The 12,187-nt window shown below is 70.9% G+C and carries 12 protein-coding genes; 4 read left to right on the top strand and 8 right to left on the bottom strand.

Annotation, left to right across the window (positions count from 1 at the left end):
• Positions 1-40: 40 nt before the first annotated feature.
• The 6 genes from ACZ7L0_RS16730 to ACZ7L0_RS16705 all read right to left on the bottom strand — a co-directional run bounded on the left by ACZ7L0_RS16730 (position 41) and on the right by ACZ7L0_RS16705 (position 4,494).
• Entirely contained in the window at positions 41-1,090 is a 1,050-nt protein-coding gene (locus ACZ7L0_RS16730; RefSeq protein WP_471243186.1) for an aspartate-semialdehyde dehydrogenase, read from the bottom strand.
• Positions 1,087-2,379: an aspartate kinase gene (locus ACZ7L0_RS16725; protein ID WP_471243185.1), complete on the bottom strand. Its 1,293-nt coding sequence runs from the start codon at positions 2,377-2,379 to the stop codon at positions 1,087-1,089. Before ACZ7L0_RS16725 ends, ACZ7L0_RS16730 begins: the two co-directional genes overlap by 4 nt.
• A gap of 150 nt (positions 2,380-2,529) precedes the next feature.
• Positions 2,530-2,712 carry a hypothetical protein gene (locus ACZ7L0_RS16720; RefSeq protein WP_471243184.1) on the bottom strand — a complete coding sequence of 61 codons (183 nt, stop codon included), beginning with the start codon at positions 2,710-2,712 and terminating at the stop codon, positions 2,530-2,532.
• 134 nt (positions 2,713-2,846) lie between these two features.
• Positions 2,847-3,503 carry a DUF5063 domain-containing protein gene (locus tag ACZ7L0_RS16715; protein ID WP_471243183.1) on the bottom strand — a complete coding sequence of 219 codons (657 nt, stop codon included), beginning with the start codon at positions 3,501-3,503 and terminating at the stop codon, positions 2,847-2,849.
• Positions 3,496-4,095: a recombination mediator RecR gene (gene recR / locus ACZ7L0_RS16710; protein WP_132856910.1), complete on the bottom strand. Its 600-nt coding sequence runs from the start codon at positions 4,093-4,095 to the stop codon at positions 3,496-3,498. The genes ACZ7L0_RS16715 and recR overlap by 8 nt, the downstream gene beginning before the upstream one ends.
• Positions 4,096-4,149: 54 nt before the next feature.
• Entirely contained in the window at positions 4,150-4,494 is a 345-nt protein-coding gene (locus ACZ7L0_RS16705; RefSeq protein WP_471243182.1) for a YbaB/EbfC family nucleoid-associated protein, read from the bottom strand.
• 271 nt (positions 4,495-4,765) lie between these two features.
• On the opposite strand from ACZ7L0_RS16705, the gene ACZ7L0_RS16700 reads away from it, so the two are divergent.
• Positions 4,766-5,515, top strand: a complete 750-nt coding sequence (locus tag ACZ7L0_RS16700) for an SLATT domain-containing protein (protein WP_471243181.1) — start codon at positions 4,766-4,768, stop codon at positions 5,513-5,515.
• 31 nt (positions 5,516-5,546) lie between these two features.
• On the opposite strand, the gene ACZ7L0_RS16695 is transcribed toward ACZ7L0_RS16700, so the two are convergent.
• Positions 5,547-7,547: a serine/threonine-protein kinase gene (locus tag ACZ7L0_RS16695; RefSeq protein WP_471243232.1), complete on the bottom strand. Its 2,001-nt coding sequence runs from the start codon at positions 7,545-7,547 to the stop codon at positions 5,547-5,549.
• A gap of 221 nt (positions 7,548-7,768) precedes the next feature.
• Here ACZ7L0_RS16695 and ACZ7L0_RS16690 point away from each other — a divergent pair, with 221 nt between their 5' ends.
• The 3 genes from ACZ7L0_RS16690 (at position 7,769) to ACZ7L0_RS16680 (ending at position 10,698) form a co-directional block, all read left to right on the top strand.
• A complete protein-coding gene (locus ACZ7L0_RS16690) occupies positions 7,769-9,124 on the top strand; it encodes an aminotransferase class III-fold pyridoxal phosphate-dependent enzyme (protein ID WP_471243180.1) in 1,356 nt (451 codons plus the stop codon).
• Positions 9,125-9,237: 113 nt separating this feature from the next.
• On the top strand, positions 9,238-9,930 hold the full coding sequence (locus ACZ7L0_RS16685; RefSeq protein WP_471243179.1) for a GntR family transcriptional regulator: 693 nt from the start codon (positions 9,238-9,240) through the stop codon (positions 9,928-9,930).
• A gap of 117 nt (positions 9,931-10,047) precedes the next feature.
• Positions 10,048-10,698 carry a hypothetical protein gene (locus ACZ7L0_RS16680; RefSeq protein WP_471243178.1) on the top strand — a complete coding sequence of 217 codons (651 nt, stop codon included), beginning with the start codon at positions 10,048-10,050 and terminating at the stop codon, positions 10,696-10,698.
• Positions 10,699-10,831: 133 nt separating this feature from the next.
• Here ACZ7L0_RS16680 and ACZ7L0_RS16675 read toward each other — a convergent pair whose 3' ends face one another.
• A complete protein-coding gene (locus tag ACZ7L0_RS16675; protein ID WP_471243177.1) occupies positions 10,832-12,115 on the bottom strand; it encodes an adenylosuccinate synthase in 1,284 nt (427 codons plus the stop codon).
• Positions 12,116-12,187: the final 72 nt, after the last annotated feature.

Below are 12,187 nucleotides of genomic sequence, written 5' to 3'. Positions count from 1 at the left end.
CGCTCCCATCCACCGGTTTTGCCGCACCCCGTGAGCCGCGCTACAAGTCCGCCGCCACCAGCTCGGCGATCTGCGCGGTGTTCAGCGCGGCACCCTTGCGCAAGTTGTCGCCGCACACGAAGAGTTCGAGCGCGGTGGGGTCGTCGAGCGCCCGCCGCACCCGCCCGACCCAGGTCGGGTCGGTGCCCACCACATCGGCGGGGGTGGGGAACTCACCGGCGGCCGGGTCGTCGCACAGCACGACACCCGGGGCTGTGGCGAGGATCTCACGGGCCCCGTCGACGGTGACCTCGCCCTGGAAGCGGGCGTGGACGGTGAGGGAGTGCGTGGTGACCACCGGGACCCGCACGCAGGTCACGGCGACGGGCAGCTTCGGCAGTCCGAGGATCTTGCGGGACTCCTCCCGCACCTTCATCTCCTCCGACGACCAGCCGTCCTCGCGCAGCGACCCGGCCCACGGTACGACGTTCAGCGCGACCGGCTCCGGGAACGGCCCGGTGCTGTCCCCCACGGCCCGCCGCACATCACCGGGACTGGTCCCCAGCTCCGTACCGGCGACCAGGGACAGCTGGGCGCGCAGCGTCTCGACGCCGGCCCTGCCCGCCCCGCTCACCGCCTGGTACGAGGAGACCACCAGCTCGCGCAGCCCGAACTCGGCGTGCAGCGCGCCCAGGGCGACGATCATCGACAGGGTCGTGCAGTTGGGGTTGGCGACGATGCCGCGCGGGCGGGCCCTGACCGTGTGCGGATTGACCTCGGGGACGACCAGGGGGACGTCCGGGTCCATCCGGAAGACAGCCGAATTGTCCACCACCACGGCGCCCTTGGCGGCGGCGATCGGCGCCCACCGCGCGGAGACCTCGTCGGGGACGTCGAACATGGCGATGTCGACCCCGTCGAAGGCCTCCTCCGACAGGGCCACCACCTCGACCTCCTGGCCGCGCACGGCCAGCTTGCGGCCGGCCGAGCGCGGGGAGGCGATCAGACGGATCTCGCCCCAGATGTCCGCGCGCTGGGACAGGATCCGGAGCATGACCGTGCCGACGGCTCCGGTCGCTCCCACGACCGCGAGCGTCGGTCTGCGGATCATCGCCCGGTGCCTCCGTAGACGACGGCCTCGTCGGTGTCGGAGTCGAGCCCGAAGGCGCTGTGCACGGCGCGCACGGCCTCCGGCACGTCGTCGGCGCGGGTGACGACCGAGATACGGATCTCGGAGGTCGAGATCAGCTCGATGTTCACGCCCGCGTCGGACAGCGCCTCGAAGAAGGAGGCGGTGACGCCCGGGTTCGTCTTCATGCCCGCGCCGACCAGGGAGATCTTGCCGATCTGGTCGTCGTAGCGCAGCGAGTCGAAGCCGATGCCGGCCTTGTTCTTCTCCAGCGCGTCGATGGCCTTGCGGCCCTCGGTCTTCGGCAGCGTGAAGGAGATGTCCGTCAGACCCGTGGAGGCGGCGGACACGTTCTGCACGACCATGTCGATGTTGATCTCGGCATCGGCGATGGTGCGGAAGATCGCGGCGGCCTCGCCCGGCTTGTCCGGCACACCGACGACCGTGATCTTGGCCTCGGAGGTGTCGTGCGCGACACCGGAGATGATGGCCTGCTCCACCTTCTTTTCCCCTTGCTGCTGTGTCTTCTGAACGACTGGCTCGCTGCTGACCCACGTGCCCTGCAGCCCGCTGAAGGAGGAGCGGACGTGGATCGGGATGTTGTAACGGCGGGCGTACTCCACACAGCGGTGGAGCAGCACCTTGGATCCGGAGGCCGCGAGCTCCAGCATGTCCTCGAAGGAGATCCAGTCGATCTTCTTCGCCTTCTTCACCACGCGCGGGTCGGCGGTGAACACGCCGTCGACGTCGGTGTAGATCTCGCAGACCTCGGCGTCCAGGGCCGCCGCGAGGGCGACCGCGGTCGTGTCGGAACCACCGCGACCCAGGGTCGTGATGTCCTTCTTGTCCTGGCTGACGCCCTGGAACCCGGCGACGATGGCGATGTTGCCCTCGTCCAGCGCGGTCCGGATCCGGCCCGGCGTGACATCGATGATCCGGGCTTTGTTGTGGACCGAGTCGGTGATGACACCTGCCTGGCTGCCGGTGAACGACTGGGCCTCGTGACCCAGGTTTTTGATCGCCATGGCCAGCAGGGCCATGGAGATCCGCTCTCCGGCGGTCAGCAGCATGTCGAACTCGCGCCCGGCAGGCATCGGGGATACCTGCTCGGCGAGATCGATCAGCTCGTCCGTCGTGTCGCCCATCGCGGAAACCACGACAACCACCTGGTTGCCGTTCTTCTTCGCTTCCACGATCCGCTTGGCGACGCGCTTGATGCCCTCGGCATCGGCTACGGAGGAGCCTCCGTACTTCTGCACGACAAGGCCCACGTGCGCTCCTCGCTCCGGTATGTACTGCGGTCGGCTCAGTCTAACGAGCGTCCGAAACTCCCCTCCGCGATATCGCATGGTGAGATGTCGGCCGCTCGCCCGAACAGCACATGCCCAGCCCACGCGCTGTCACGCGAAACGTGCCCCGGCTCACAGAGTCCTGGGGCGGCCCCGCACCAGGCTCACCCCCGCGCCGAGGGACACGACACCCATCCCGGCAGCGGTCATGACGCCCTGCGTCCCGTCCACCACGAAGGGCGCGGCCACGGCGACGACGGCGTTGAAGAGGAACAGGAACCACAGGACGTGACGGGAGGACAGCAGGGCCTTCATGACGGACTCCTCGGGGATTCGCGACTCGCTCGCTCGCTTGCTTGCTTGCTTGCGAGATCAACGATCCCGTTCGGAGAGGTCCGCGACGAGGGAGCGCACTCCCGGATCGGAGGTGTAGCGGGCTACACCCGCCGTCACTCCCGGCCCAGGCCCAGCGGCCCCGCGATCTCCTCCTGCATGACCCGGCCCGCCTCCGCCTCCAGGATCTCGTCGCCGAGGTCCTGGTCGGTGTCGAGGCCGTCGAGTTCCGCCAGGGGCTGGTTGAGACGGACGTGGGCGACCAGGGACTGGAGGGCGCGGAGGGTGGCGGAGGCGGTGCCGCCCCAGTTGGAGAAGTAGGAGAACTGCCACCACCACAGGGCCTCGGTGGTGCGGCCGGCGCGGTAGTGGGCCATGCCGTGACGCAGGTCGGCCATGACATCGGCGAGGTCGTCGGAGATCCGGGCCGGGACGGGCGCCCGGCGGGGCTCGTAGGGGTCGAAGACCTCGGAGTAGACGTCGATCGGGTCCAGCAGGCGGGCCAGGTTCTCGCGGAGTTCGTCCTCGTCGGGCTCCGGGCCCGGGTCGGGCTCGTAGCGCTCGTCGGGGACGATGTCCTCGTGCGCGCCGAGCCGGCCGCCGGCCAGCAGGAGCTGGGAGACCTCCAGGAGGAGGAAGGGGACGGCCGAGTCGGGCTCGTCGCCCTTCGCCACCTCCGTGACGGCCACCAGGAAGCTCTCCACCTGGTCCGCGATCTGGACCGCGAAGTCGTCCGGGTTCTGCGTCGTGGCGTGCAGCGTGGCGTCAGACATCTAGGAGTCGTCTCCCCTCGAAGGCGCGGCCGAGGGTGACCTCGTCCGCGTATTCCAGGTCGCCACCCACCGGGAGGCCGCTGGCCAGGCGGGTGACCTTCAGGCCCATGGGTTTGATCATGCGGGCGAGGTACGTCGCCGTGGCCTCGCCTTCGAGATTGGGGTCGGTGGCGAGGATCAGCTCGGTGACCGTACCGTCCGCCAGGCGGGCCAGCAGCTCTCTGATGCGCAGGTCGTCGGGGCCGACGCCCTCGATCGGGCTGATCGCGCCGCCGAGCACGTGGTAGCGCCCACGGAACTCGCGCGTCCGCTCGATCGCGACGACGTCCTTCGGCTCCTCCACGACGCAGATCACGGCCGGGTCCCGGCGCGCGTCACGGCAGATGCCGCACAGCTCCTCCTGCGCGACGTTGCCGCAGGTCGCGCAGAAGCGGACCTTCGCCTTCACTTCGAGGAGGGCCTGCGCGAGCCGCCGTACGTCCGTCGGCTCCGCCTGCAGGATGTGGAAGGCGATCCGCTGCGCGCTCTTGGGACCGACGCCGGGCAACCGCCCCAACTCGTCGATGAGGTCCTGGACCACGCCTTCGTACAACGGACTGCCTTCCTGGAGTCTTACGGTACGTACCGTAGTTGGGGGTGGCCGGTCTTAGAAAGGCAGGCCCGGAATACCGCTGCCGCCGCCCAGCCCCTGGGCCAGCGGGCCCAGCTTCTGCTGCTGCAGGGTCTGCGCGTTCTCGTTGGCCGCGTGCACGGCCGCGACGATCAGGTCGGCGAGGGTCTCGGTGTCGTCCGGGTCCACAGCCTCGGGGTCGATCTTCAGCGCGCGGAGCTCGCCGGAGCCGGTCACCGTGGCCCGCACCAGACCGCCGCCCGCCTGCCCGTCGACCTCCGTGTTCGCCAGTTCCTCCTGGGCCTTCGCCAGGTCCTGCTGCATCTTCTGGGCCTGCTGGAGCAGCTGCTGCATGTTGGGCTGGCCACCACCGGGAATCACGATCAGCTCCTGGATTCGTCGTTTCCTCCGTTGTGCACGAGCCTACGTGGTCCACGCAGCCGTCGCCCCGTCACTCTTTCGGGTGACACAACGGCCGGTCCTATACCTGATCAAGGCCCTCTTACGGGCGGAAAAACGGCCGAACCCACGCCTTCGCCACCCATTGGGCGGTAGGAAGGGTTCCGCGCATCGGCATCCGATATCACGCAGCGTGACGGACCGTAACCGGTCGGTCGGACATCAGTCGGTCGGAATCAGTAGGGAGTGCCGGGTGGGTCAGCCGGAGATGCAGCCCGAGGGTCCGCCTCAGGACGGGCGGGGTGAGGGGGCGGCCGGGCTGCGGCCGGGCGATCTGACCGGGCGGCCGTTTCCGCACGGTGACTGGGGCGAGCCGGCCGAGCGGCTCGACGAGCTGTACCGGTGGGTGGAGCAGCGGGCACTGGACACGGCCGCCTGGTACCTCGCGGACCGGGTGTGGAAACGGCGGACGGCCCGTACGCTGCGGGCCGGAGCCGCGCTCGGGGCGGTGTGCGGGGCCGCGCTGCCCCTGCTGGATCTCACCGCGGTCGTCGGCGAGGTCGCTTCCTGGGGGTATCTGGCCCTGATGCTGGCCGTGGCGTGCGTGGCCGTGGACCGGTTCTTCGGGGTGACCTCCGGGTGGATAAGGGACGTGGCCACCGCGCAGGCCGTGCAACGACGGCTTCAGGCGCTGCAGTTCGACTGGGCGTCGGAGAGCGTGCGGGAGGTGCTCGGGCCGACGGAGGGCACGGCCGGGGAGGCCGCGGAGCGGTGTCTCGGGGTGCTGCGGAGGTTCTCCGAGGACGTCACGGAGCTGGTGCGGGCGGAGACGGCGGACTGGATGGTGGAGTTCCGCACGGGTCCGGCGCCGATCGGCACCCAGACCGCGGTGGCGTCGGGGGCGCGGCCGGAGACGGCCTTCGCCGCTCCCGGCCGGTTCTCCCTCCCGGCCGGGCCCGCCCGCCCGAACATGCCTCGCCAGCGCCCGCCCGAGCCCCGCTGACCCGGGCCGGGTGCGCCCCGGCCCGGGGCCCTCACTCCTTGGTGTAAGTCAGGCTCTCCCCGCTGCCGTTCTTCGCCCGCTTCAGCCTGCCGTCGGACAGCAGCGTGACCTCGGTGGCCTCGCCGGGCGTGCAGGAAGAACTCTCCCCGCCGACGCTGACGGTGGACGGGCCGATCTCCAACGGGCCGTCTCCGCCGGGCTGTTCGGCCAGATCCGCCTCGAACACGCAGTGGTAGTCGGCGCCGCCGTCGGTGGGCCCGTCGGCGACCAGCGTGAGGACCGTGTCCCCCACCTCGCCCTGCTGGATGGTGAGTTCCCGGGTGTGGTGCCCGAGGGCGTTGTCGATGGACGTGGTCCACGTGCCCAGGTAACCGGCCGGGACCGCGCCGTCCGACGGCTGCGACGACTCCGACGGGCTCGGCGAGTCAGGCGCCGAGGTCGTCGGGGAGGGCCCCGGGGTGGTGGGCGCGCCGGTGGTCGGGGAAGGGCTGACGGTGCCGTCGGCGGTGTCCTCACCGCCGCCCTTCATCAGCGCGTACACCGAGCCGCCCGCGGCGAGCGCGACGACCAGCGCGACCACCACGAGCAGCGCCGTGGACCGCCCGTTCCGCCGCGGCTCCTGCGGCCCGAGCCCGACGGGCGGCGGACCGTACGGCGGGGTGGAGCCGATACCGCCCGCGTACGGGTTGTACGGCGGCTGGGCACCGGGCGGCCAGGCACCGGCGCCGGGCTGCTGCGGGTAGCCGTAGGCGGGTTGCTGGGGATGCTGCTGGGGGTGGCCGTACGCGGGGTGCGCCGGGGGCGCCCCGGGCGGCGGCGTCCGGCCGGCGACCATCGTGGGCAGATGGTTCAGCGGCGCGCCGACACCCGGCTGCCCCTGCGGCCTGAGGTCCCCCGGCGGGGGCGGCGAGGAGGCGTCGTCGGAGGCGGGGGCGTGCTCGGGGGAGGCCGTGGGGACCGGGTCCGGCCTGCGGTCGGGCATACGGTCCTGACCGGGCGAGGGGGCCTGCTGCTGGCTCTTCACCCAGGCCGGGGTGGGATCGGGCATCCGGTCGCCCCCGGGACCGGGTACGGGACCCGGCTGGGCGCCGTTCACGGCCTCCGGGCCCCCCTCCGGATCCTCCACCTCCAGCAGCCCCACCGCGTGCCGCCCCAGCTGGGCCACGAGCGCGGCCGGCAGCCAGGGATCCCGGGAGCGGCCCCCGGACACCGTGTCCTCCGCGCCCGTGCGCTCCAGGATCCGGTCCAGCGACGGACGTGCGGCCGGGTCCTTCCTGAGGCAGTCGCGGACGAGCTCGGCGATGCCCTCGGGGACGCCCTCCAGGTCGGGCTCCTCCTGGGCGATGCGGAACATCAGCGCGTGCACCCCGCTGTTGGCGGCGCCGAAGGGCAGCCTGCCGGTCGCGGCGTAGGCGAGGACCGAGCCGAGGCAGAAGACGTCGCAGGCGGGCGTGATCCGGTCGCCGCGCACCTGCTCGGGCGCCATGAACCCGGGCGAGCCGACCAGTGAGCCGGTACGGGTGAGGCCGTCCCCGGCCAGCGTCTCCAGCGCCCGCGCGATGCCGAAGTCGATGACCCGCGGCCCGTCGATGGTGACCAGCACGTTGGACGGCTTGAGGTCGCGGTGCACGATCCCCGCGGCGTGGATGTCCTTCAGCGCGTGCGCGAGCCCGGCCGCGAGGATCCGCACCGACCGCTCGGGCAGCGCCCCGTGATCGCGCCCGACGACCTGCTGCAGGCTGGGCCCGGCGACATACCCGGTGGCCACCCACGGGACGGCGGCCTCGGTGTCCGCGTCCAGGACGGGAGCCGTCCAGTGCCCGCCGACCCGCCGCGCGGCCTGCACCTCCTGCCGGAACCGGGCGCGGAACTCCTCCTGCTCGGCGAGCTCCTCGCGCACCAGTTTCACGGCCACGGTACGGCCCCGGTCCGACCGGGCGAGATACACATGCCCCATGCCGCCCGCGCCCAGGCGCGCCAGCAGCCGATACGCCCCGATGCGTTGCGGATCCCCCGGCCCCAGCTTTTCCATCGCCACGCCGCCTCCCCCGATAGGCCCGAAATCTGCGCGTGTGCAACAGACCGAGAATAGTGCGGCACTGATCCACGCCGCATCGAGCGGTGTCTACGGTTCCGTAACAGGTCGCCCGCCGCGGCACCGCGCGAATGTCGACACCATGTCGTGGAAACCCCCCGTCCACGGAACAGGACGCCGATACCGATTCCGCATCGCGGACATCTACGCTCACCGCCATGACTCCTCAGCCCAACCCTCAGGCCGGCGCCGCCGTGAAGGCCGCGGACCGTGCGCACGTCTTCCACTCCTGGTCCGCGCAGGAGCTCATCGACCCGCTCGCCGTCGCCGGCGCCGAAGGGTCGTACTTCTGGGACTACGACGGCAAGCGGTACCTGGACTTCACCAGCGGGCTCGTCTTCACCAACATCGGCTACCAGCACCCGAAGGTGGTCGCCGCGATACAGGAGCAGGCCGCCACCCTGTCGACCTTCGCGCCCGCGTTCGCCGTCGAGGCGCGGTCGGAGGCGGCCCGGCTGATCGCCGAGCGGACGCCCGGGGACCTGGACAAGATCTTCTTCACCAACGGCGGCGCGGACGCCGTCGAGCACGCGGTGCGGATGGCCCGGCTGCACACCGGGCGCCCGAAGGTGCTGTCGGCCTACCGGTCGTACCACGGCGGCACCCAGCAGGCGGTGAACATCACCGGCGACCCGCGCCGCTGGGCCTCCGACAGCGCCGCCGCCGGGGTCGTGCACTTCTGGGCGCCCTTCCTCTACCGCTCCCGCTTCTACGCCGAGACCGAGGAGCAGGAGTGCGCGCGGGCGCTGGAGCACCTGGAGACGACGATCGCCTTCGAGGGGCCGTCGACCATCGCCGCGATCATCCTGGAGACGATTCCGGGCACGGCCGGGATCATGGTCCCGCCGGCCGGTTATCTGGCCGGGGTGCGGGAGCTGTGCGACAAGTACGGGATCGTCTTCGTCCTGGACGAGGTCATGGCCGGGTTCGGGCGGACCGGGGAGTGGTTCGCGGCCGACCTGTTCGGTGTGGTGCCCGACCTGATGACCTTCGCCAAGGGCGTGAACTCCGGGTATGTGCCGCTCGGCGGTGTCGCGATCTCCGGGAAGATCGCGGAGACCTTCGGCAAGCGGGCCTATCCCGGCGGGCTCACCTACTCCGGTCATCCGCTGGCCTGCGCGGCGGCCGTCGCCACGATCAACGTGATGGCGGAGGAGGGGATCGTCGCGAACGCGGCCTCGCTGGGGGCGTCGGTACTGGAGCCGGGCCTGCGGGCGCTGGCCGAGCGGCATCCCAGCGTGGGCGAGGTGCGAGGGGTCGGGATGTTCTGGGCGCTGGAGCTGGTGCGCGACCGGGAGACCCGGGAGCCGCTCGTTCCCTACAACGCGGCCGGGCAGGACAACGCGGCCATGGCGGCGTTCGCGGGGGCGGCGAAGCAGCGGGGGCTGTGGCCGTTCGTGAACATGAACCGGACGCATGTGGTTCCGCCGTGCAACGTCTCCGAGGCGGAGCTGAAGGAGGGGCTGGCCGTGCTGGACGCCGCGCTGAGCGTGGCCGACGAGTACACCGCGTAGACACCCGGGATCGCTGCTGGGGCGGGGGATCGCGCAGCCTCCGAACGCGTAAGGTGGCGTGCTCGTAGATATGAGCGAGTACGCCCCGCACGTGTGAGGAGAGCCCCCCGACCATGCCCGGCAACGGTGCCGTGACCCGCAGTACCCTGCGGCAGCAGATCGCGGACGCGCTTCGTGACGAGGTACTGGCCGGGCGGTTGCAGCCGGGGCTGGAGTTCACCGTGAAGGAGATCGCGGACCAGTACGGGGTGTCCGCGACGCCGGTCCGGGAGGCGCTGGTCGACCTGTCGGCGCAGGGGGTGCTGGAGGCCGACCAGCACCGCGGCTTCCGGGTGCCGGAGTACACGCCGGCCGACTACCGGAACATGATCGAGGCGCGCAGCCTGGTCACCGACGGCATGTTCCAGGCACTCGCCGGGGGCCACGACAGCCTCCGTAACGTGGACGACCCCCGTACGGTGGCCGCCCTGGCCGGGGTGCGCCGCCGGGGCGAGGAGGCGCAGCGCGCGGCGGCGGCCGGTGATCTCACCATACTGATCGGCTACGACCTGCGTTTCTGGCGCGAGCTCAGCACCCTGTTCGGCAACCCCTACCTCGCGGACTTCCTGCACCGGCTGCGGGTGCAGTCCTGGGTGTGCACGGTGCAGCACCTGCGCCACCTGTCCGATCTGCGCGGCCATCTGTGGTCCGGGCACACCGAGCTGGTCGACGCCCTCGCGCGCCGGGACTCCGCGACCGCCCGCGGAATCGTCGCGGCGTACAACGCGCACTCCCTGGAGCTCATCGAGCGGCTGGCCGAAGGATGAGACGTGGACCGCTGGGGTGTGGGTATGGGACCTGCACGAGGGGAGCCGACACGATGCCGTACCGACTACCCTTCCCTGACCACCATGCTGTACGCGTGCTGATGCGAGGAGCCCTCTTTGGCCTGTGACCTGTGGCTGGTCCCGCTCGTCGACGTGTTGTGCCACACCCCGGACAACCCGTTCGCCGAGGAACTCTCGCAATACAACAAGGCGCTGGCCGAGGCCGGGTTGCCGCCGGTGCCGGTGTACCAGTACATGCCGGGCCTGTCCGGCGAGGTCGCCCCGGTGGCCGGCTTCGACTACGACGCGCTGCACTTCCTGCGGCGCGCCTATCTGCTCCAGGTGTGCGGGCTGCCGGTGACGCCGGTGGACGAACTGGGCGGTGACTACGAGCAGTTGCTGGAGATGTTCGAGTCGACGGCCCAGCAGTCCCACCTCGTGTGGCACTACGACCACGCGGGCGCGTACGTGCCCGTCGACTTCCCGCACCCACTCTCGAACGACGACCTCCTCGCGGGCGGCGGCCCGCTGGGCTCCTCCCAGACCCTGCTGCGGGAACTGGAGCTCGTGGCGCCCTCCATCGGCATCGATCCGGCCAACCCCCCGGCGGCCCCGCAGCCGCCGTCGGCGCCGACGGAGCTGGAGGAACCGGCCGTCCCCGCTCCGTACGACCCCAGCCCCTTCGCCCGCGAGCGGCACGTCTGGCTGGGACTGCACGCGGCGGCGACGCGGAGTCTGGCGCAGGGGTCGATGATCGTCTTCAGCTGAGGGGCGGCGCGGGGCGCGGGCCCGAACCGGCCGCCGACGGCCGGTTGTCCGGAGGGCCCCTCGTTCCCGGAGCAGCCCGAGGGCCGGCCAAGGATGTCCTTGACCGGCCCAAGGGACGGCGGTGATACGGGCCCTACAGGAAAGAGTTGATCTCGATCGTCTCGTCGCGGCCCGGGCCGACGCCGATCGCGGAGATCGGGGCGCCCGACATCTCCTCCAGCGCCTTGACGTAGTTCTGCGCGTTCTTCGGCAGGTCGGAGAAGGACTTCGCCTTGGTGATGTCCTCGGACCAGCCCGGCAGGGTCTCGTAGACCGGCTTGGCGTGGTGGAAGTCGGTCTGCGAGTACGGCAGCTCCTCCACCCGCTTGCCGTCGATCTCGTACGCCACGCAGACCGGGATCTCCTCCCAGCCGGTCAGGACGTCCAGCTTGGTGAGGAAGAAGTCGGTCAGGCCGTTCACCCGGGTCGCGTAGCGGGCGATCACGGCGTCGAACCAGCCGCAGCGCCGGTCGCGGCCCGTGGTCACGCCCCGCTCACCGCCGATGCGGCGCAGCGCCTCGCCGTCCTCGTCGAACAGCTCCGTCGGGAAGGGGCCCGCGCCGACACGCGTGGTGTACGCCTTCAGGATGCCGATGACCCGGCTGATCTTCGTCGGGCCGACACCCGCGCCGGTGCAGGCACCGCCGGCGGTCGGGTTGCTGGAGGTGACGAAGGGATAGGTGCCGTGGTCGATGTCCAGCAGCGTGCCCTGGCCGCCCTCGAAGAGCACGACCTTGTTCTCCTCCAGCGCCTGGTTCAGGACCAGGACGGTGTCGGAGACGTACGGCGCGAGCTTGTCCGCGTAGCCCAGCAGCTCCTCGACCACCTGCTCCACGGCGATGGCGCGCCGGTTGTAGAGCTTGGTCAGGATCTGGTTCTTGGCGTCGAGGGCCGCCTCGACCTTCTGGGTCAGGATCGACTCGTCGTACAGGTCCTGCACCCGGATGCCGACGCGGTTGATCTTGTCGGCGTACGTCGGGCCGATCCCGCGCCCGGTCGTGCCGATCTTCCGCTTTCCGAGGAAGCGCTCCGTCACCTTGTCGACGGTGACGTTGTACGGCGTGATGATGTGAGCGTTGCCGCTGATGAGGAGCTTGGAGGTGTCGACACCGCGCTCGTTGAGTCCGCTCAGCTCGGAGAGCAGGACCGACGGGTCTACGACGACACCGTTACCGATGACCGGCGTACAACCGGGCGAGAGGATTCCGGAAGGGAGGAGGTGGAGTGCGTACTTCTGGTCTCCGACGACCACCGTGTGGCCGGCGTTGTTGCCGCCCTGGTATCGCACGACATAATCCACCGAGCCACCGAGCAGGTCGGTTGCCTTTCCCTTGCCTTCGTCACCCCACTGAGCACCGAGCAGCACAAGTGCGGGCACGCGCGTACACCCCTTCCGGGCGGGGCATGTCCAAGGTCAGGGGCGTACGCGTAAGGTTCACCGCCGCGTACC

It is taken from the genome of Streptomyces sp. NPDC039424 (assembly GCF_055639495.1).
This window is presented reverse-complemented; position numbering and strand designations above follow the sequence as displayed.